The organism is Caballeronia sp. EK (assembly GCF_014384845.1).
Classification (GTDB): Bacteria; Pseudomonadota; Gammaproteobacteria; order Burkholderiales; family Burkholderiaceae; genus Caballeronia; species Caballeronia jiangsuensis.
Genome location: NZ_JACSUE010000014.1, coordinates 78287 through 98620, shown reverse-complemented (window position 1 = coordinate 98620; position 20334 = coordinate 78287). Strand labels below are relative to the sequence as shown.

Annotated in this window: 22 protein-coding genes; 11 read left to right on the top strand and 11 right to left on the bottom strand. The window is 63.7% G+C overall.

Going from position 1 to position 20334, the window contains the following annotated elements; translation table 11 throughout:
- Positions 1 to 37 precede the first annotated feature (37 nt).
- From IAG25_RS32170 to IAG25_RS32160, 3 genes are all read left to right on the top strand, one after another.
- On the top strand, positions 38 to 706 hold the full coding sequence (locus IAG25_RS32170) for a response regulator (RefSeq protein WP_187608451.1): 669 nt from the start codon (positions 38 to 40) through the stop codon (positions 704 to 706).
- A 75-nt stretch (positions 707 to 781) separates the two neighbouring features.
- Positions 782 to 1957 (top strand): NAD(P)H-dependent flavin oxidoreductase, encoded by a 1176-nt coding sequence (locus IAG25_RS32165; RefSeq protein WP_187608450.1) that lies wholly within the window; start codon positions 782 to 784, stop codon positions 1955 to 1957.
- 36 nt (positions 1958 to 1993) lie between these two features.
- The gene (locus IAG25_RS32160) at positions 1994 to 2215 is read left to right on the top strand and encodes a DUF3079 domain-containing protein (protein WP_035502180.1); all 222 of its coding nucleotides are present in this window, start codon (positions 1994 to 1996) and stop codon (positions 2213 to 2215) included.
- 31 nt (positions 2216 to 2246) lie between these two features.
- On the opposite strand, the gene IAG25_RS32155 is transcribed toward IAG25_RS32160, so the two are convergent.
- Complete coding sequence (locus IAG25_RS32155) at positions 2247 to 3449, bottom strand: GAF domain-containing sensor histidine kinase (protein ID WP_187608449.1); 1203 nt, start codon at positions 3447 to 3449, stop codon at positions 2247 to 2249.
- Between the two features lie 194 nt (positions 3450 to 3643).
- Between IAG25_RS32155 and IAG25_RS32150 the strand changes: the two genes are divergently transcribed.
- Together IAG25_RS32150 and IAG25_RS32145 are read left to right on the top strand one after the other, a co-directional pair.
- Positions 3644 to 4237 carry a ParB-like protein gene (locus IAG25_RS32150; protein ID WP_187608448.1) on the top strand — a complete coding sequence of 198 codons (594 nt, stop codon included), beginning with the start codon at positions 3644 to 3646 and terminating at the stop codon, positions 4235 to 4237.
- A gap of 58 nt (positions 4238 to 4295) precedes the next feature.
- Entirely contained in the window at positions 4296 to 4799 is a 504-nt protein-coding gene (locus IAG25_RS32145) for a DUF421 domain-containing protein (RefSeq protein WP_187608447.1), read from the top strand.
- A gap of 9 nt (positions 4800 to 4808) precedes the next feature.
- Here IAG25_RS32145 and IAG25_RS32140 read toward each other — a convergent pair whose 3' ends face one another.
- Positions 4809 to 5150 (bottom strand): hypothetical protein, encoded by a 342-nt coding sequence (locus tag IAG25_RS32140; RefSeq protein ID WP_051626863.1) that lies wholly within the window; start codon positions 5148 to 5150, stop codon positions 4809 to 4811.
- A 190-nt stretch (positions 5151 to 5340) separates the two neighbouring features.
- Here IAG25_RS32140 and IAG25_RS32135 point away from each other — a divergent pair, with 190 nt between their 5' ends.
- On the top strand, positions 5341 to 6579 hold the full coding sequence (locus IAG25_RS32135; RefSeq protein ID WP_187608446.1) for an MFS transporter: 1239 nt from the start codon (positions 5341 to 5343) through the stop codon (positions 6577 to 6579).
- 24 nt (positions 6580 to 6603) lie between these two features.
- Here IAG25_RS32135 and IAG25_RS32130 read toward each other — a convergent pair whose 3' ends face one another.
- Positions 6604 to 7551: a DMT family transporter gene (locus IAG25_RS32130; protein WP_187608445.1), complete on the bottom strand. Its 948-nt coding sequence runs from the start codon at positions 7549 to 7551 to the stop codon at positions 6604 to 6606.
- Between the two features lie 77 nt (positions 7552 to 7628).
- Between IAG25_RS32130 and IAG25_RS32125 the strand changes: the two genes are divergently transcribed.
- A complete protein-coding gene (locus tag IAG25_RS32125; protein WP_187608444.1) occupies positions 7629 to 8480 on the top strand; it encodes a LysR substrate-binding domain-containing protein in 852 nt (283 codons plus the stop codon).
- Between the two features lie 26 nt (positions 8481 to 8506).
- Here the strand turns inward: IAG25_RS32125 and IAG25_RS32120 are convergent, their stop codons facing one another.
- Genes IAG25_RS32120 through IAG25_RS32105 form a run of 4 tightly spaced genes read right to left on the bottom strand, consistent with a single transcriptional unit; the run spans position 8507 to position 12007 of the window.
- A complete protein-coding gene (locus IAG25_RS32120; protein ID WP_187608443.1) occupies positions 8507 to 8932 on the bottom strand; it encodes an HIT family protein in 426 nt (141 codons plus the stop codon).
- 31 nt (positions 8933 to 8963) lie between these two features.
- Positions 8964 to 9926, bottom strand: a complete 963-nt coding sequence (locus IAG25_RS32115; protein ID WP_187608442.1) for a LysR family transcriptional regulator — start codon at positions 9924 to 9926, stop codon at positions 8964 to 8966.
- A gap of 21 nt (positions 9927 to 9947) precedes the next feature.
- Positions 9948 to 11504, bottom strand: a complete 1557-nt coding sequence (locus IAG25_RS32110) for an MFS transporter (RefSeq protein ID WP_187608441.1) — start codon at positions 11502 to 11504, stop codon at positions 9948 to 9950.
- Entirely contained in the window at positions 11501 to 12007 is a 507-nt protein-coding gene (locus tag IAG25_RS32105) for a MerR family transcriptional regulator (RefSeq protein ID WP_187608440.1), read from the bottom strand. The genes IAG25_RS32110 and IAG25_RS32105 overlap by 4 nt, the downstream gene beginning before the upstream one ends.
- A gap of 186 nt (positions 12008 to 12193) precedes the next feature.
- Here IAG25_RS32105 and pssA point away from each other — a divergent pair, with 186 nt between their 5' ends.
- Positions 12194 to 12805 (top strand): CDP-diacylglycerol--serine O-phosphatidyltransferase, encoded by a 612-nt coding sequence (gene pssA, locus IAG25_RS32100; RefSeq protein ID WP_238210680.1) that lies wholly within the window; start codon positions 12194 to 12196, stop codon positions 12803 to 12805.
- On the opposite strand, the gene IAG25_RS32095 is transcribed toward pssA, so the two are convergent.
- Positions 12795 to 13760 carry a LysR family transcriptional regulator gene (locus IAG25_RS32095; RefSeq protein ID WP_255504099.1) on the bottom strand — a complete coding sequence of 322 codons (966 nt, stop codon included), beginning with the start codon at positions 13758 to 13760 and terminating at the stop codon, positions 12795 to 12797. The genes pssA and IAG25_RS32095 overlap by 11 nt on opposite strands.
- Before the next feature lie 68 nt (positions 13761 to 13828).
- On the bottom strand, positions 13829 to 15052 hold the full coding sequence (locus IAG25_RS32090; RefSeq protein ID WP_187608439.1) for an MFS transporter: 1224 nt from the start codon (positions 15050 to 15052) through the stop codon (positions 13829 to 13831).
- Positions 15053 to 15282: 230 nt separating this feature from the next.
- On the opposite strand from IAG25_RS32090, the gene IAG25_RS32085 reads away from it, so the two are divergent.
- The 3 genes from IAG25_RS32085 to IAG25_RS32075 all read left to right on the top strand — a co-directional run bounded on the left by IAG25_RS32085 (position 15283) and on the right by IAG25_RS32075 (position 18316).
- The gene (locus IAG25_RS32085; RefSeq protein ID WP_222946744.1) at positions 15283 to 15663 is read left to right on the top strand and encodes a response regulator transcription factor; all 381 of its coding nucleotides are present in this window, start codon (positions 15283 to 15285) and stop codon (positions 15661 to 15663) included.
- A 132-nt stretch (positions 15664 to 15795) separates the two neighbouring features.
- Entirely contained in the window at positions 15796 to 17646 is a 1851-nt protein-coding gene (locus IAG25_RS32080) for a PAS domain-containing sensor histidine kinase (protein WP_187608503.1), read from the top strand.
- Positions 17636 to 18316: a response regulator transcription factor gene (locus IAG25_RS32075; protein WP_187608438.1), complete on the top strand. Its 681-nt coding sequence runs from the start codon at positions 17636 to 17638 to the stop codon at positions 18314 to 18316. Before IAG25_RS32080 ends, IAG25_RS32075 begins: the two co-directional genes overlap by 11 nt.
- A gap of 7 nt (positions 18317 to 18323) precedes the next feature.
- Here IAG25_RS32075 and IAG25_RS32070 read toward each other — a convergent pair whose 3' ends face one another.
- Together IAG25_RS32070 and IAG25_RS32065 are read right to left on the bottom strand one after the other, a co-directional pair.
- Positions 18324 to 18539, bottom strand: coding sequence for a hypothetical protein (locus IAG25_RS32070; RefSeq protein WP_187608437.1), 216 nt, complete (start codon positions 18537 to 18539; stop codon positions 18324 to 18326).
- Positions 18540 to 18616: 77 nt separating this feature from the next.
- On the bottom strand, positions 18617 to 20191 hold the full coding sequence (locus IAG25_RS32065) for a sensor domain-containing diguanylate cyclase (RefSeq protein ID WP_187608436.1): 1575 nt from the start codon (positions 20189 to 20191) through the stop codon (positions 18617 to 18619).
- Positions 20192 to 20334: the final 143 nt, after the last annotated feature.

The following is a 20334-nucleotide window of genomic DNA, read 5'->3' as shown; positions in this document are numbered from 1 at the left end:
TCGCGCGCTGGTTTCGAGAGCTGCTTCGAGTTGTGTCATGACCATCCGCATTCTGTTGATCGACGACCACACGCTGTTCCGCTCAGGCGTTCACGCCATCTTGCAGCGGCAATCCGATTTCAAAGTCGTCGGCGAAGCAGCCGATGGGCTCGAAGGCCTGAAGCGCGCCAAGCAGTTTCTTCCGGACGTGATTCTGCTCGATCTCCACATGCCCGGACTCTCGGGGCTCGAAACACTGAAGCTGCTCGTGCAAGACGTGCCGCAAACCGCGGTCGTCATCCTGACCGTTTCAGAGGATCTCGATGAACTCGCGCTCGCAATGCGCGATGGCGCGTGCGGCTATCTGCTCAAGAGCATCGAAACCGACACGCTCGCTAGCGCGATACGCAAGGCGGCAGCGGGTCATCCGGTCATCGCCGACGACATGACGGTGAAACTCGTCGCCAGCATGCGCGCACCGAAGAACGCGCCGGTTCCGCCGCCTGTCGCCACGGCCGATCCACTTACCACACGTGAGCGCGACATCATGCGCGAACTGGCGCGCGGTGCGAGCAACAAGGAAATTGCACGTTCGCTGATGCTCGCGGAGAGCACGGTGAAGATCCACGTGCGCAACATCCTGCGCAAGCTGAATTTGACGAGCCGCGTGCAGGTCGCGATCTACGCGGTCGGGCAGGATGCGGCGCCAGCGACGGAAGCCGCCTGAATCTTCACCGACATGTATCGAAGCCCGCATCACATCGAGCTGTACAACATGAATTCTTACCGAACCGAATTGCCCATGACCTCTCACGCTCACCCTTTCGCGCCGCTCACGATTCGTGGCCGCAATCTGTTGCCGATCGTGCAGGGCGGTATGGGCGTCGGCATTTCCGCGCATCGGCTGGCGGGCAGCGTGGCGCGTGAAGGCGCGCTCGGCACCATCGCGAGCATCGACTTGCGTCATCATCACGATGACTTGCTCGCGATGTGCCGTGAAGACCAGACACGTCCGATGCTCGAACGCGCGAACCTGATCGCGCTCGCACGCGAGATCAAGGCGGCGCGCGCGTTGTCGGAAGGGCGCGGCATGATCGCCGTCAACGTGATGAAAGCCGTGAGCGCGCATGCGGACTACGTGCGCGTCGCGTGCGAGGAGGGCGCCGATGCGATCGTCATGGGCGCGGGCCTTCCGCTCGACTTGCCGGACCTCACGCAGGGCTGCGATATCGCGCTGGTCCCGATCCTCTCCGACAGTCGCGGCGTGACGCTCGTTCTCAAGAAGTGGATGAAGAAAGGCCGCTTGCCCGACGCCATCGTGATCGAGCATCCAGCGCATGCCGGCGGGCATCTCGGCGTCAGCGACGTCGCGGACATGCACGACGAGCGCTTCGGCTTCGAGCGCGTGCTGAGGGAACTCGACGCGTCGTTTGCATCGCTCGGGCTGAAGCGCGAGGACGTGCCGGTGATCGTCGCGGGCGGCATCAACAGTCATGACGCCGTTCGCAAGTGGCTCGCGGCCGGGGCGAACGGCGTGCAGATCGGCACGCCGTTCGCCGTCACCGAAGAGGGCGATGCGCATCCCGAGTTCAAGCGCGTGCTGGTCGAGGCGACGCCGGACGATATCGTCGAATTCGTGAGTGTGACCGGACTGCCCGCGCGCGCCGTGAAGACGCCGTGGCTCATGCGCTATCTGCGCAACGAGGAACGGATTCGCACGAAGATCGGTGCGCGCAAGCAGACGTGTCCGTCGGCGCTCGAATGCCTGAGCGCGTGCGGGCTGCGCGACGGCATCGAGAAGTTCGGTCACTTCTGCATCGATACGCGCCTCGCCGCGGCATTGCGCGGCGATGTCGGCAACGGCCTGTTCTTCCGGGGACGCGAGAAACTGCCGTTCGGCGCGGCGATCCGGAGCGTGCGCGATCTGATCGAACTGCTGTTGACCGGCGCGACGAAAGTTGCGCCGGCGGCATGTTGAATACCGAAGGGCCGTGATCGAAGGAGCATCAACGCGATGTCGAAGCGCTTTCCGCTCAACCCGCAACATCCCGAGCGCAATTGCTGGGGCTGCGATCACTATTGCGCGACGGACGCGCTGCGCTGCGGTAACGGTTCGAGCCGCACGCAGCATCCGGCCGAACTGCTCGGCGAAGACTGGTACGAGCACGGCGAGTGGAATCTCGACGTCGCCGAAAACGCCAGGTCGATTCAACCGGGCGCCGCGCGGTCGAAGTAAGTGGCGGGCGCATGCTTGCGCCACCGCTCGCTTATAACGGAATGCGCGCGGTGAAGCGTGTTCCGTCTGTGATAGACGAGCACACTTCGAGTGTCCCGCCATGTGCTTTGACGATCTGTTGGCAGATATAGAGACCCAAACCCAGTCCTCCGCCCGGCGCGCTGGTCTTGGGCCGCCAGTAAGGTTCGAATACCCTCGGCAGCAACTGCGGTGGAATCGGCTCGCCAGCATTGGATACCGAGAGTACGAGCATCCCTTCTTCGACGATGGCGCGCACCACTACCGGTGCGTCCGGCGACCCGTGCGTCAGCGCGTTCGCGAGCAGATTGGACATGAGCTGCTGAAGACGAGCGATATCGCATCGAGCCGGCCCGCTCAAGGAGATGGAGCAATCCACCACTCTCGACGGATACGCCATGCAAAGTTCGTCGACGACCGCTCGCAGATGCACACCAAGCTCGCTTTCGTCGTTCAGCGCGATCGCCATTCCGGAGCCCATGCGACCGCGCGCAAAGTCCATCACGTCATCGATGAGCCGCGCCATTCTCGATGCCGTGCGCTTCAAACGATGTCCCATCGCTGCAATGTCGGGTTCCGCTTCACGGCGGCTCAATATCTCGGCCGTTGCGCTGACGGCCGACAGCGGGTTGCGCAAGTCGTGACCAAGAACCGCAATGAATTGCTCGCGCAACGTGGCGGTTTCCCGTTCCCGAATCAGTTGCGACTCTGTCGACCGCTGCCTCTGCTCGCTGTCCAGCTGCATGCCGATAAGGTTGGCGAAGACCTCGAACATGCGAACGATCTTCGGGTCTGAAACGGCCGCCGGGCTCGCATCGATCGCGCACAGGTTTCCGAAATACTCGCCGTCCGGCAGGACGATCGGGACGGAGATATAGCTCCTCAGACCGTAAATTGCCGGCGTATGGTGAGCTCGATACTTCTCGCTCTCGCTGAAGTCGTCGATGACGATCGCCAGTCGTGCCGCGCGGGATTCGAAGCAAAGCGTGGTGTGAAGTTGTAGTTGTCCGCCCGGCTTGAGGCCGAATCCCACTTTGTCGAGGACCGCGCAGGCCGTCCAGGTTGCATCGGTCACGCGCGCGACGGCGGCAAAGCCCATCCCGGTCTCTTCGCAAATCATCTTCAGCATCGAAGGGACAGCGCCGATACGGGCTACCGCGCCGATATCTCGCGCGAGTGCCTCACCTGAATCCACTGCGTTGACTATGTTTTGCATGGTGCTGCACACGCGTCCAGGTTGGGGCATCGACAAAATCAGTCGGAAATCCGGGGCCTCGGGCCGACGCCCGCAAAATACTCCCGATCTTCGCGACGCGATCAGCGTACTACATCAAATAACGGCATGGTTCCTGCTATCGAAGTTTAAAGGCGAAAATGCCACTTGTACGGTGCAGATGGAGGGAGACAAGAATGAAGAAAGTAAAAATCGACCTCTTGCGTCCCACTCAGGTGACGCACGGTTTGCGAGAGATACTCGACAAAACGAAAACCTACGAGTCGCTGACGGGTCACGATCTGGACATGGCCATCGCTGAAAAGCCGGTTCCTGTCGTGCTCGGTCCGGACGGCGCCCCGTTCGCAATCGACCATCACCACGTTGCAAGCGCGTTGTGGCGCGCCGGAATAAAGAGCGTTCCGTTCGTTCTGGTCTGTGATTTGTCGTCGCTCACCAGGGCCGATTTCTGGTTGACCATGGAGAACAACCGCTGGGCTTATCCCTACGACGCGCAGGGCCGGCGCGTCGCATTCGCCGACTTTCGGGACCATGTGTGGGAACTGATCGACGATGATTTTCGGAGTCTGTCGGCGGCCGTGCGCGACGCGGGCGGATATGAAAAGACGACGGTTCCGCTCGAAGAATTCCGCTGGTCCGATTTCCTGCGACGCCATTTGCCCCCGCCCGAAAGCGACGCCGAATACGATGCGCTGGTCAAAAAAGGAGTGAAACTCGCGAAGACGAAAGTCGCGCTCGGACTTCCGGGATATCTCGGCCCGGCGGATTGAGTGACCCTTCTATGGCGACTGCCGAAACCCGGTCACGCTCGCATACTTGGAGGACCCGATGAACATCCTCATCGCGATATTCGGAGAAGGCAGGGATCTCGATGCCTTCCAGATGGCTGCCAGGACAGTCGTCGTCTTTTTCGCGGCGCTCGTTTTCATTCGTATCTCGGGCCGACGCTCCTTCGGACAACGCTCTCCCTTCGATTACGTGGTCGCGATACTCCTCGGCGCCACGTTGAGTCGCGTTATTGTCGGCGCTTCGCCAGCGGTGCCGACGATGCTTGCGTCGTTAGTCATGGTGCTGATACATCGGGCGCTCGCTTGGGCTTGCCTGCGTTCGCCCCGGCTGGAGTCGCTCGTGGTCGGCGTGGAAAGAGAAGTCTATAAGGATGGCCGGTTCAACGAAGACCAGATGTCGGCGGCACTCATCACAAGAACCGATGTATTCGAGACCGCGCGACAGGAGCTTCACACGCTCGATCTCGACGACGTGCATTCGGCCATACTCGAACGCAACGGGCAGGTTAGTCTCGTCCGCAAGAAGATGAAGCGCGACCACTAATCCGGCTGCCTAAGTCGGCGCAAACACCACAGCGCCGGCTTCGTCGATGTAGGTAAAGCTTCGAAAAAAACGATACTTCTGATCGCCGACGGTTATCCAGTTCAAACCCACGTGAGTCGTCGATTCGAGCAGTTCTTCCGCCATCGCCGTCGAGATCGTGCCGTGGGGAGTCAATCTGGCGTCCTCGTCGCCCGGATTACCAATGTAGACCGCGAAAAGCTCCGCACCGCGGCGCATCATGACCACGCACTTGCCCTTTTCCAGAGAGACTTCCAGATACGCGGCCAGCGTTTTCAATGACTCGGGCGTATGGCCGGCCGGGCCGGACGCCAGTTCTGAAGCGGTGTCCATTTCGCTGTCTCCATCGAAAGATGTGGGTCCGGCATAGAAAGCTTACTCCTCCGCAGCCTCGAATCGACAGGCTTATCGCGCCGAGCGTATCGGATTGTTCGGCTGCGTCGGCTTGTCTGTTCAGGCCGCAATACTTTTTCCCGCGCGGAGGCCCGCTTAAAGTGGTCGGCTTCTTCCAGGGTTTCTCATCATGCAAATCGATACACCTGCAACTTCAGCGTCGTTGCATGGAGGTAGCACATCGTTGCGCCAGTGGCTATCCGTGGTCGCTGTCGCCGTGAGCGCATTCGCCTTCGTCACGGCCGAGTTCCTGCCGGTCGGACTGTTGAGCCAGATTGCTCACGACCTCGGCGTCAAACCCGGCGTTGCCGGCCTGATGGTGACGACGCCGGGGATCATGGCCGCGATATTCGCACCGGCGTTGATTGCCGGTGCCGGACGTATGGACCGCCGCTTTGTATTTCTGTTGCTGACGGCGGTACTTCTGGTTTCCAACGTGTTGTGCGCAATTGCGACGAGTTTCCCGGTCCTGCTCGCCGGACGCGCGTTGCTCGGCGCCGCGCTGGGCGGATTCTGGACGCTCGCGACGGCCGCCGCACCGCGACTCGTCGAACCGAAGGACGCCGCGAAGGCCACGGCGACCATTCTGACGGGCGTCACCTGCGCGACGGTTATCGGCGTGCCGCTCGGTACGTTCATCGCATCGTTCGCGTCCTGGCGGGCGTCGTTTGCCGCGACCGCAGGGCTGGTGGCGCTCGCCCTCGTCGCGCAGGCGCTTCTCGTGCCCTCGCTGCCGTCGGCGTCGGCGCTGCGCATCGGCGATTTCAGGACGCTGCTTCGCCGTCCCGAGACCCGGTGGAGTTTGCTGATGGTCGCGCTCGTCTTCGGCGCGCACTTTTCGACCTACACGTATATCGCGCCGCTCCTGGAGCAGGACTTCTCCATCAGCGCAATCACGTTGCTGCTGTTCGGATTCGGGCTGGTCGGATTCTTTTCGAACGCGCTGATGTCGATGGCGGTCGCGAAGCATCTGAAAAAGTCCGTCGCCGCGATGATCGTGCTCCTGCTCGCCGCGATCGCTTCGATGCTTCTGCTCGACCATTCGATCATCGGCGAAGCAGCCGGGATGCTGCTCTGGGGCGTGGCCTTCGGCGCGCTGCCGCTATGTTTCAGCGTATGGATTCAGCGCGGCACGGCGGACCTGCCAGAAGCGGGCTCGGCGATGTTCGTCAGCATCATTCAGGTCGCGATTGCCGTGGGTTCCGCGCTCGGCGGTTCGATTGTCGATCATGCCGGGGTGCGCGCGGACTTCACGCTGGGATGCGGGCTCGCGGTGCTCGGATTGATGACACTGAGCCGCCTTGCCGCACTGGAACGGCCGGCTCGCGGATCGGATTTCGTCGGCGAGTGCGAACCATCAGCGGATTGACGTATGGCGTCGGCTTTGCCGGCGTCAGAGTCGTCGAGCGCCGCCGCTGCTTCCCTGCGGCCGCGTCAAGACTACGATTCCCAGGCCGGAGACGATCGTTCCGACGAGCATCGGCCAGGAAAGCGGCTCTCCGAAGAGTGCCCACGCCCATACGAAAGTGACGGAAGGGCTCAAAAACAGGACGCTCGATACGCGCGCGGGCGACGAACGCCGCAAACATACCCAGTACAGGCCGTAACCGCCGATCGTCGAGATGGCCGCCGTCCAGCCGACGCTGGCTGCAAAACCGACTGTCGCAATCGGTCTCACGCTGCCTTGCGACATCTGCAGGCAGGCGAACACGAGACACGACACGACGCAGTGTGTCCAGAGGGTCGGCAAGAGGCTCAGCGAGCCTGCGCGAGACGCGCTCCGTTGTTGCCAGATGCTGGCCACGGCGAGCGACATCATGCCCGCGACCGGCAACGCGTACGCCCAAAGCGGAGCGGAGCCAAGCGTCAACGCGTCTCGACTGACCATGAGTACGCCGGCCATCCCGAGCGCCATGCCGGCCCACGTCCGGCCCGAGATCCGCTCCCTGAGAAATATGGACGAAATGGCGACCGTACCGACCGGCAGGAGATTTGCGATCAGAGCGGAAAGACCGGCCGATACGCCGAGTTCGATTCCCTTCGCAACGCCCGCGATATAGCCAGTCAACGCGAACAAGCCAATCGCGGCCTGTCGCAGCAATACCGATGCGGGTGCGTTGACGATCTCGCGCGCCACGAACGGAAGCAGGCAGACGGAAAGCACCGCGCAACGCCACAGCACCACGAGAAAGACCGGTGCGTAGTCCGTGGAAAATCGCATCCCGACGAAACCTGAACTCCACGCGACGACCATCAACGCTTCCAGCGCAGGCAAAGGCACGCGCAGCGCCTCGATGGCAGGCGAGTGAGCGGCGAGGCAAGGTCGAGAAGCTTTTGTCATGCATCCAGCCTAATACCCGTGCGACGATTCGAAAATCAAAATATATTCATGAGGTCGTTCAATTTGGCTGAACCATCATGGAATCCATCCTCGATATCGAACTCCTGCGCACCTTTCATGCGGTGGCGCGGCTCGGCAAGTTTCGTTCGGCGGCCGAGCATGTTCACAGAAGCCCGGCTGCGGTCAGCATCCATATCCAGCGTCTCGAAGCGATCGCTGGCGGAAGGCTGCTCGAACGGGACAATCAGTCCGTCACGCTGACGGCGCTCGGCAAAAGGCTGCTCGCGGGCACGAGCGAACTGTTGAGCGCGCACGACCGCGTGCTGCAGGATATTCAGGGAAAAACGCTCGCGGGACGCGTCGTTCTGGGCGTGCCGGACGAGTACGCGACGCACGTCGTCCGGGATATTCTTCCAGGCTTCGCGGCTAGCTGGCCCAATGTGGTGCTGGAAGTGAAAACCGCACCGAGCCTCAAGCTTCGGGACTGGGTGACGCGCGGCAAGCTCGACGTAGCGTTACTGGTTCAGCCCGTCAAGGCGAGCAGACCGGCGGATGTCCTGACCCTAACCACGCCGGTCTGGGTCGGAAGCTCGACCTTCGTTGTGAACGAGGACCGTCCGCTTCCGCTGGCGTTGTACGGCGAGCCTTGCCCCTATCGCGTGGCGATGACAAACGCGCTCGAACGTGCCGGGCGCAAATGGCGTGTCGTGCTCGATAGCGCGTCGAGCCAGGTCATCAAGGCTTGCGTCGAGTCGGGGCTTGCGGTCACGCTGCTCGACCGTGCACGCGTCAGCGACGATATGAGCGTGCTGGACACGCTCCCGCGAATCGGCGATCACGAAGTCGTCCTCATGCGTGACGGCGCCGGTCGTGGAAGCGAAGCGATTGACGTGCTTATCGCCGCCATCAAGGCAAACTTCAGGCTGTAAGGCGCGCTGCTTTCCAGCCCGATCCGTCACCCGGCAGCAAGCGCCGCGCGTATGCGCTGCGCCAGCGCCTCCAGTTGAGTATCGTCGGCGCGCTCGCGTCCATGAGCCTTGAGCGGCACGTCGCCCCAGCGCGGAATGATATGAACGTGGATGTGCTCCACCGTCTGGCCCGCCGCCGCGCCGTTGAACTGCGCGATCAACATACCGTCCGGTTTCAATGCTTCACGCACCGCCGCTGCCACGCGTTTGACGGTACGCATGCAGGCGGCGAGTCCTTCATCGGAAACGTCGTGGATATTGGCGGCCGGCTCTTTCGGAATCACGAGCACATGCCCTTCGGATTGCGGCATGACGTCCATGAACGCAAGCGTGTGCTCCGTCTCGCATACCTTGATGCACGGCGCGTCGCCCCGCAAAATCCGGGCGAAGATGTTCTCCGGGTCGTAGCTCATGGTCGTTTCCCTGTGACGTGATCAACGCATCTCATGATACTTCGTGATGGCGTTCGCTCTCGCGTGCGGCATCGATATGAGCGGCATCGCTTTCCAGAATCCGCGGCACGACCTCCTTGATGAACTCGACGAACGTCTTGACCTTCGCATTCAGATACTGCCGCGACGGATAGAGCGCGTGAAGCGTGAGCGCCTGCAACCGGTACTCAGGCAGCACGCGCACGAGCGCACCGCTTGCAAGCAATTTGCTCGCGGTCGACATCGGCAGCGCGCCGATGCCCATTCCCTCGCGCAGTGCAACCGCCAGCGCGCCCGCGACATTCACGCCGAAGTTCGTTTTCGCGAGCGCGAAGGTCTCGGTGCCGTTCGGGCCTTCGAAGGTCCAGACATCGCGCGGAAAGATCGGCGAAACGAGTTGATGGCACGGATGGCGCGACAGCTCCGCGAGCGTGCGCGGCGCGCCATGTTCGCGCAGATACGCCGGCGACGCGCACAGCACGCTATGCACCGTGCCGAGCCGTTGCGCGACGAGACTCGAATCCGGCAATTCGGCGATGCTCGCCTGCACGGTGAGATCGTAGCCTTCGTCGATGATATCGGGCATGTGCTGCGACAGCGTCAGATCGATGGACACGGCCGGATGACGTTGCCGATACCGCACGATGGCAGGCACGACATACGACTGTCCGAGGCTCGTCGATGCATGAATGCGCAAGTGCCCGGAAGGGCGCAACTGCGCATCGGCGGCTTCGGCTTCGGCCACATCGACGCACGCGAGAATCTGCTCGCAGCGCTGCAGGTAGCGCCGGCCCGCTTCGGTGAGGATCACGCGCCGCGTGCTGCGATGAAGAAGCCGCGTATTCAGACGCGCTTCCAGCGTGGCGATGGCGCGCGAGGTCGCGGCCGTCGATATGTTCATGCGCTGCGCGGCGGCGGTGAAGCTGCCTTCTTCGGCGACGCGGGCAAACATCCGCATGCTGCTGAGTGTGTCCACTTTCTTTTGCTCTGAGACGAATCAATCGATTTGCTTCTGCCATGCCGCGATCGCACTCGCGCACAGAGCGATACCGATGATGTAGTAGAAGCCATCCATCGAACTGAGGAAGTTCGCTTGCTGCGTGACGATCCGGCCGATCTCGACGAGCGCGAGGCTCTTCGCTTCGGACGCGCCGTGGCCCATGCGCTCGAACGCGCCGAGCAGGCTCTGATACACGCTCTGAAACGTCGGGTCATACACGTTGACGGTTTCGACGAGCCGCGTCTGATGCAGCGCGACGCGATGCTGTTCGAGAATGATGATCGTCGCTGTCGAGAACGAATACGTCAGTTGCTTGACGATGTTCTTGAAGCGATAGCCGTGGCTGTACTCGTCGATCGCGAACACACGGAACGTCAGGTTCGCGACCGGCAGTGCGATGAAGAGCAGCAGCAATCCGCGCAGGACCATCGGCGCGATGAGCCACGGCATGCTGACATCGGGCGGCATGTTGATCATCCATGTGCCGATGAACGCGGCTATCAGAAAGCCGGTCATGATCAGCCACTTCTTGTGCCTGATGCGCGAGGAGAAGCGGAAGTAGACGACGGCCATCGCGAGCGAAACCATCGACGTGAAGCCGACGAGCCGCCCCGCGTTTTCGACCGGATAGCCGAGCCCGCCTTCGAGGAGGCGCGAAACGAGAAAACTCATCGCGTTGTTGATGTAGTAGAACGCGATGTACAGCACGATGCCCACCTGAAACGTCTTCTCGCGCAGCGCATGCAGTCGCAACAGCGGCTTCGGATGATGCCACTGATGCCACACGAACCACGCGAGCGACAGCAGCCCGGCGACGGTCAGCACAATCAACTCGGGCGACGTGCTGAAAAGCTCGAATCGCACTTGCTGCATGACGATCTGCAGCGCGCCCTGCGCGAACGCGAAGATGATGTACGGCCAGAAGTGCGCCTCGCCGCGCTCCTCCGGATGCACGCGGCCCGTCGATGGCACGGCGACGAACGCCAGCACGCCGAGCGCGACGCCCGCGAACGCGGTGCACGAGAAGAGCGCACGCCACCCGAGCGACGCGACCAGATAGCCGCCGCACAAGGGCGCGAGCGCGGAGCCGAGCAGGATCATGTTGAGAAAGCGGCGCGTCGCGGCGGGGCGTGTCTGCGGCGTAAAGCGCGTCTGAATGAGGATGCGCGCGGCGCTCATCATCGGGCCGATGAAGTAGCCCTGAAAGCCGCGCGCGAACGCCAGTTCGATGGCCGATTCGGACAACGTCGCCGCCACCGCGCCCGCCGCGAACAGAAACAGGCATCCCGCGATATAGCGCCGGTTGCCGAGCCGCTCGATCCACCATTGCTGCTGCAGGATGCCGAGCACGGACGCCACCGCATACGCGCTCGATGCCCAGACGAGCTCATCGGACGATGCGTTGATGCCGCCCGCGATATAGCTCGTGAAGAACGCGAAGACGGAGTTGTCGAAGTAATCGAGGCCGGTTGCGAGCGCGATGGCCCACGGAAACAGATCGCCGAGCACGCGCTCCGCGATCGGCTTCGGATGCCGATATGCCGCTTCGGTCATTCGTCGGCGTCCCCGGCGCTCTGCGCCTTGCGCTGCTTGCGTGCGGCCAGGCGTTCCCGCAGCAGCACTTCCTTGCTTTCGCCCGCGATTCTGCGCCGCAAATAGTCGAGGTCGCTGGCGAGTTCGCTGCGCACCGCCTGCGCTTCCTTCAATTCGCGGCGCACGGCCGCGATGCGCGCATCGACCGATTCGATCTGCTGCGACAGCGCCTGTTCGATCTCCCGCAACGACGAAGCCGAATAGCCGCTACCGCCTTCGCTTTGCGTTTCCATTGGCCGCTTCAGCATCTCGACGATGCCCTGCAGCGAGAACCCGAGCGAACGCAGCCGCAGGATGCGCGCGAACAGTTCCAGGTCCTGCTCGCTGTAGAGCCGGTAACGGCCTTCGCTGCGAGACGGCGTGACGAGACCGCGCTCCTCGTAGTACTTGAGCGTGCGCGGCGTGACCTGCAGGCGCTCGGCGGCGTCGCGGATAGTGAGGAACGCGGGCTTGGTTTCGGACATGACGGCATCGAAAGTGCGGTGTCGATGCCGCGCATTATAACGCAAACCTGTACGTTCGCGTACAGGTTTGCCGGGCATGCGAGGTGCTGACGTGCGGAGTGCTGATGAAAGAGGGCGCGATGATAGACTGAAAGCCTCGCGGCGCCGGCCATCGGCGCTGCCCGAACGTGACGAAAGCAGAAACGAATGAAAAAACGATTCTCGATGATCCGCGATTTCCACCTGGCCGACTGGTTCACGCTGGGTAACGCGGTGTGCGGCACGGGCGCGCTGTTCTCGTCGATGTCCTATCTCGACGATTCCGACGTGCTGCATATCTATCTCGCCTGCGCGCTCGTGTTCGCCGCGCTCGTGTTCGACGTGCTCGACGGCCGCATCGCGCGCTGGCGTCAGAAGGCATCGCTTCTCGGCAAGGAACTGGATTCGCTCGCCGACGTGATTTCGTTCGGCGTCGCGCCAGCGATCATCGGCTATGGATTCGGCATGCGCGGGCTGTATGACCGCGTGGTGCTGGCGTACTTCGTCGCGTGCGGCGTGTCGCGTCTCGCGCGCTACAACGTGACGACCGAAGAGATGTCGGGCAGCGGCGGCAAGGTCACGCATTTCGAAGGCACGCCGATTCCCACGTCCTTCGTCATCGTGCTGCTGCTGACCGTCGGCGCATGGTCCGGCGCGATCGGCGAAAGCATGTGGCTCGGCACCTGGCGCGTCGGCGGCTTCACGCTGCATCCGCTCGTGCTGATCTACGCGATTTCCGGATCGCTGATGATCAGCCGCATCCGCATTCCTAAGCCATGACATCCTGAGCCATGTCATGCGGCGCGCTTTCCAGCGGCGCCGCATCGAACGCGTTCTTCAGCGACGTCGACAGACAATCCACGAAAGTCCGGATCTTCGCATCGACATGCTGGCGCGACGGATAGACCGCGTACACATTCCCGCCCAGCAGCGGATAGTCCGGAAAGAGACGCACGAGCCGGCCGGCCTTGATGTCGTCGGCGACGACGTAATGCGGCATCGCGCAAACGCCCGCGCCCGCCAGCAGCGCGACGCGTATCGCCGCGGCGTCGTTGACCACGATTTGATCGATGCTGCCGGTCACGCCGGATGCGAGTTCCGCGTGCCAGTCGCACGGATGCGCGAACGGCGCGTTGATGCGCGTGAGCGCGTGCATCGGCAGATCGGAGATGGATTCCACTGCATGGCGTCGCAGATACGCGGGCGCGGCGACCAGCACGCGCTGAAAGCGCCCGACGATCCGGTACGCGTTGCCCGAATCGGGCAGCGAGGCCGCCGACAGCACCGACACATCGAACTGTTCCTGCACGAGATCCGGCATGCCCGGCGAGAGCTTCAGCTCGACCGTCACCTGCGGATGCGCGCGCCGGTATTCGACGATCGTCGACATCAACTGCGTGAGGCCCAGATCGGGCATCGCGTGCACGCGCAGCCGGCCGCGCGGGATCGTGGCGGCAGCGCTCGCTTCGGCGTCGGCGGCATCGATTTCGGCGAGGATCGTCTTGCACTTGCGGTAGTAACGCTCGCCGCTGTCGGTGAGCGACACGCGGCGCGTCGTGCGCTGCAACAGCCTCGTGCGCAGGCCGTCTTCGAGCGAGACGACCGCTCGCGACACGATGCCCACGCTGCAATCCATGTCTTTCGCGACGCCGCTGAAACTGCCGGTTTCGGCGACGCGCGAGAACACGCGCATGCTGAAGAGCTTGTCCATATCCGCTTCGCCTCCCGATTTCATCGTGTCATCGATGGAATCAAGATACGTTCGCGAAGCGCTTCACGCCATCAGCCGTGGATACAGGCCGACTATCCTTGCGTATAGGTTCGGGCCGAGTGACGGCGGCCGATCAGGATGAAATGCGCCAGCGCGACGAGCGGAAACACCGTGGCGACGGTCGCGACGAGCGTCCAGCCGCCGCGCTCGTACAGCGGGCTCGCCAGCGCCGAGCCGAACGCGCCGCCCACGAAGATGCTCGTCATGTACACGGCGTTCAGCCGGTTGCGGCTCGCGGCATGCAGCGCGTAGATCTCGCGCTGACCGAGCACCATGTTCATCTGCACGGCGAAATCGAGCACGACACCCGTCACCACGAGCGCGCCGACGCCCCACGCCGGATGCAGCACGACCGGCAGATACGCGAGCGCCGCGAGAATCAGCGCGATGAGCGTCGCGCGCACGGTATGGCCCGCGTCCGCGAGACGCCCGGCGATCGGCGCGGATGTCGCACCCGTCGCGCCGATGAGCGCGAAGATGCCGATGGCCGTCTGCGAGAGTCCGTAATGGCGCGTCAGCTCGACGGGAATGCCGGTCCAGAAGAGGCTGAACGACGCGAACATCAGCCCTTGATACAACGAGCGATGACGCAGTACCGGCATCGTGCGCACGAGGTGGCCGAGCGAGCCGATCAATTCGAAGTACGTCGCCTGATGGCTCGGCTGGCGGCGCGGGATCGTGAGCGCCAGCACGGTCGTGATGCCGATCATCAGCACGGCGGCGACGCCGAACATCGCGCGCCAGCCGAAGTGGCCCGCGACGAGGCTCGATATCGGACGCGACAGCAGAATGCCGAGCAACAGTCCGCTCATGATGGTGCCAACCACCTTGCCGCGCGATTCGTCCGGCGCGAGATGCGCCGCGAGCGGAATCAGAATCTGCACCGCCACCGACGAAAAACCGATCAGAAGCGAGATCACGAGAAACCAGCCGGGCGTGTGCGTGAACGTGGCGGCCGTGAGGCTCGCGATCGACACGAGCGCAGTCGCGATCATGAGCTTGCGGTTTTCGAGCAGATCGCCGAGCGGCACGATGAAAAACAGGCCGAGCGCGTAGCCGATCTGCGTAAGCGACACGATCAGGCTCGCCGTGCCGCCCGCCATGTGCAGATCGGGCGCGATGAGCTCGATGATCGGTTGCGCGTAGTACAGGTTCGCGACGATCGCGCCGCAGCAGAACGCGAAAAGCGCGATCAGTCCGCGCGTGAGCTCGACGTGCTTGCCGCCGTCGAGCGCGGTCGATGTTGGAGTCGACATGTGGTTTTCCCGGAGTGGCAGAACGGGACTATACGGTTTTGGCGCGCAACGCGCTCGACACGTCCGCCCGCGCTGCTTTGTCGGACGAATGCGGGAATGAAAGCGAACGCTTCAAACCTATACGTACATATGATTTCGCGGCCATCGCCGCGTGCGTAAGATGAGTTCCATCCAAGCGGTGGACCAGTCCCATGCCCGCCGAAATTCACGCACGGTCCAGGACAACGCCCTTGCAATCGCCTTCCAGAGTCTCCGTGATCGACGATGACGAATCCGTCCGCGTCGCCTCCTCCAGCCTGTTGCGCTCGCTCGGCTGGGAGGTCAGCCTGTATCCGTCGGCGGAGTCGTTTCTCGACGCCGATCCGCTCGACGGCCTCGCGTGCATCATCACCGATCTCAACATGCCCGGCATGTCCGGCCTGCAACTTCAACAGCGCCTGCACGAACTGAAGCCGGACGTGCCGGTCATGTTCATCACCGCGTTCGCATCGGACGCCGCACGTCGTCAGGCGCTCGACGGCGGCGCGGTGTGCTTTCTCAGCAAGCCCGTCGATGGAACCGCCGTCGCCGATTGCCTGGAACGCATCAGGCAAGGCTTTTGGAAGGATTAGAATTCATTGCGTCATCCGGCCGGCGCGCGCGGGCCGCGATTTTTCCAACGAACGCTTTTTCGAACGCTCAATGACCATGCCGCTTGCTTCGTTCGTCGTTCGTTTCCATTCGCCGGCGTCCGTCCGGCCGTGATGGAGACATTCCAGAGCGCGCCGCGCGCGGTGCGTCACGATGTGCGCATCGTTTGGATGCTCGCGGCGGCCATCGCGCTCGTCGTGTTCCTGATCGATGCGCTCACGCCGCTCGATATCGCCATCGCGGTGCTGTATGTGATCGTCGTGCTGCTCGTCGCGTCGACCGGCAATCGCACCGCGACCATCACGACGGCATGGGGCTGCGTGGTGCTCACGCTCATCGGCTTCATTCTCTCGCACGACGAAAACGTGTCGGGCGGGGCGCTCGCGCGCTGTGCCGTGAGCCTGCTCGCGATCGGCACGACCGGCATTCTCTCGCTGCGCAATCAGTCCACGACGACCAAAATGCAGGAGCAGCTCGAACTGCTCAATCTCGCGCACGATGCGATCGTCGCGCACGACATGAACGACCGCATCACGTTCTGGAATCGCGGCGCCGAAGCGCTCTACGGCTATTCGGCGCAAGAGGCGATCGGTCAGCCGATTCATCGCATGACGCAGTCGAACTCGCCCGTGCCGCACGCGCAGATTCGAACGGAACTGTTGCGCTCGGGGCGCTGGGACGGCGAGATCACGCGCGTGCGGCACGACGGCGGCGAGATCGTGATCGCGAGCCGCGCCGCGTTGCTGCGCGACGCGAACGGCCTGCCGCGCGCCGTGCTCGCGACCAGCAACGACATCACGCAGCGCAAGCGCATGGAAGCGGAATTGCAGCGCCAGCGCGATGCGCTCAAGCGCAGCGAGGCGTTTCTGCTCGACGCGCAGCGCCTCTCGCGCACCGGCAGCATCGCGACGCGCCTGCCCGCCGGCACGATGTGGTGGTCCGACGAGGCGTACCGCATCTTCGATTACCCGCGCGATGTCGAGCCGTCCATCGACGCGATTCTGGCGCGCACGCATCCCGACGACATCGGCATCGTGCGCGGCGCGCATGAATCGGCGATCGGCGGCGCGTGCGACATCGACGTGGAGCATCGGCTTTCGTTGCCGGACGGCTCGGTGAAGCATGTGCATTTCGTCGCGCATCGCGCATCGACGGAAGCGGACGGCGACGAATACGTCGGCGCGCTGATGGACGTCACCGACACCAAGCTCGCGCAGGAAGCGCTCGCGCGCTCGACCGCCGAACTGGCTCACGTGACGCGCGTCACGATGCTGGGCGAACTCGCGGCATCCATCGCGCACGAAGTCACGCAGCCGATGGCCGCGATCGTCACCAACGGCGACGCCGGCTTGCGCTGGCTCAACCGCGCGCAGCCGGAAATCGCCGAAGCGCAGCAATCCATCTCGCAGATGATTCGCGACGCCAAGCGCGCGAGCGAGGTCATCGCACGTATTCGCGCGATGGCGCGAAAGCGCGACAGCCAGCCCGCGACGCTCGACGTGAACGAGATCGTCGGCGAGACGATCGAGCTCGTGCGGCGCGAGCTCGGACGTCATCGCGTGGATGTGCGCACGGAACTCGCGACGCCGTCGCCCACCGTGCAGTGCGATCGCGTGCAGTTGCAGCAGGTGCTCATCAACTTGTTCATGAACGCCGCGCAGGCGATGTCCGGCGTGAACGGGCCGCGCGTGTTGCGCATCGCGACCGGCGAAAGCGCGAGCGACGAAGGCTACGCGCAGATCACCGTGCAGGATTCCGGCACGGGCATCAGCGTGGACAACGCGCGCCGTCTCTTCGACGCGTTCTTCACGACGAAGGCCGAAGGCATGGGCATGGGTTTGTCGATTTGCCGTTCGATCATCGAGGCGCACGGCGGCAGGATATGGGCGGAATCGCCCGATGAAGGCGGCGCGCGCTTGCGCTTCGTGCTGCCCGAAAACCAGGGGGCAGACGATGAGCATTGACAAGGACGCGGACACGAAGACGAACGCCGCGATGGTGTACGTGGTCGACGACGACGAATCGATGCGCGACGCGCTGCGCTCGCTGCTGCGTTCCGTCGACCTGAACGTGACGACGTTCGCGTCCGCGCACGAATTCCTTGCGTACGACATGCCGGAGGTGCCCAGTTGCCTGATCCTCGACGTGCGTCTGAAAGGGCAAAGCGGCCTCGCCGTGCAGGAGCAGATGGCCGCGAGTCAGTTGGGCTTGCCGATCGTCTTCATGACGGCGCACGGCGACATCGCGATGACCGTGAAAGCGATGAAGGCGGGCGCCAGGGATTTTCTCGCGAAGCCGTTCCGCGATCAGGACATGCTCGATGCCGTCGCGCAGGCGCTGGAGGCCGACGAGGAACGGCGCGCGGCGAGCCGCTCCGTCGCGGATTTGCGGCGCTCGTACGAATCGCTGACGCCACGCGAGCGCGAGGTGATGGCGTTCGTCGTGTCGGGCCTGATGAACAAGCAGATCGCGGCGGAAATGAATCTGAGCGAGATCACGGTGAAGATTCATCGCGGCCAGGCGATGAAGAAGATGGCGGCGCGTTCGCTCGCCGATCTCGTGCTGAAGGCGGAAGCGCTCGGCGTGAAGATGCCGCAGGGCGCATCGACGCCGACGCGCGCGCAGCGGCCGTAGGGCGCGTTTATCGGTGCGGCGTTCTGACGGACGATGCCGCTTCTTCGTCGAGCGCGATCCGCTCCAGCGGCAGTTCGGTGTCGTAACCCGCGCGATGGAGCGCGCTCCAGTCATGCGGCGCGCTCACCGAATACCACGTTCCGAACGCCAGCACGGCGGCGCAACCCGATAACAACACGCGTGTCGATGTATCGCCCATGATGCGCTCCCAATGCGTGACCATGACGTCAGCTTAGAGAAGCGCACGCGCGCCGACCATTCTACGAACGGCTCGGCGCGCTCATACCAACGTGTGATGCGTTACCACGCGCGGCCGCGTTCGCCCAGTGCGGCGACGGCCTGCTCGTCGTTCGTGAGCGCGTCGCCGTCGCGATCGGAAAACCGATAGCTGCCGCGCTCTTCCGATTTCGCTTCGTAGAGCGCCGCGTCGGCACGCTTCAACGCGCTTTCGAACACTTCGCCCGGATGCGCGAGCGCGATGCCGACGCTCACGCCCACGCGCACCGTCTGTCCGCACGCGAGCGTGTAGGGCGCGGACAACTCGCGGATGATCTTGCGCGCGAACACGGCGTTCGAGGCATCCGCGATATACGTCGCGACGATCGCGAATTCGTCGCCGCCGAGACGCGCGGCCAGTTCGCCGCGGCGCATCGCGTTGCGCAGGCGGTCGGCGACGAGCTTCAGCAAATCGTCGCCCGCGTTGTGGCCGTGCGTGTCGTTGACGCGCTTGAAGCCGTCGAGATCGACATACATCACCATCACTTTTTCGCGGCCGGCGCCGCCCGCCATCAGACGCCCGGCGTGGTCGCCGAGATAGCGCCGGTTCGGCAGGCCCGTGAGCGAGTCGTGATGCGCCCAGTGCAGAATCTTCGCCTCGGCCTTGCGGCGCTCCGTCACGTCCTCGATGATGATCACCGCGCTGCCGTCCGGCACCGGGTTGCGGCTCAGTTCGAGATGGCGGCCGTCGCGCAACGGCAGATCGAGAGGCAGATTGCCTGCCTCGAGCCATTGCGCGCAACGCTCGGAGAACTGCGCGCGCAGCGTCTCGCCGAACTTCGACAGCCCGACATAGCCGATGAATTCCGGCAAGGACACGTTCAGCCGCAGCGTTTCGACGGTCGCGCCGAACAGTTCCGCCGCCTTGCGATTCGCGATCACCACCTTGCCCGACGCATCGACGGTGCAGAGACCGTGCGGCATGTGAGCGAGCGCCGCATCGAAGCGCGCGGCGATTTCGGCGTGACCCTGCTCAGCGGTCATCAGCGCGACGAGGCCGCGATAGTGGCGCTGCACGACCGCGCACATCGCGCCGATATAGAGAAAGAGCGGCGGCACGAGAATCCAGTAGCCCGCCGGCCCGAACAGCCCGCCGACGCCGATCGGCAGTGCGCCGAGGCACACCTGCGCGATCGCCAGATGCGGCGTGCCCGCGTTGCGCGACGCGATGCCGCCGAGGAGGCCCGCCGTCACCATGATCGCGAGCGACGCGAGCACGGCATCGCCGGAAATCACGCAGGCCATCGTGCCGAGTCCGGACACGAGACACGTCAGGAGCGCGAACGGCGCGTAGCGCTCGGCCCACGGTCCGGGATGTGGCGCGCTCGGACGGCTCAGCGCGCGATAGCGGCACACGATGGACAGACGCACGGCGAGCAGGAGCAGATCGGCGGCGACCCAGAGCATCGCCCAGAGCGCCTGCTGACGCCCGAGCGCGATCATCGCGACGAACGCGCTGGAAATGCCGGACAGCAGGAGCGGGTGCAGGTCCTCGACGAGCGTCGACAGCAACGATGCGCGAATCGCGGCCGTGATGCGCCCGTTCTCTGTCGCCGGCGTGGCCAGAATCGAATCGATCAAGGACGGATTGCCTGACATACGGAAGACCGGGGCCAGCGAGAGGACGAAAACACGGCGACGGCGATGCCGTCACCGCCGGTACTCGTGTATACGGCCGCGGCTGCCCATACTTTAGGGCAATGCTGAGCAGGCGCTGCAATTTCTCCCTCGAGGGCAAAGCG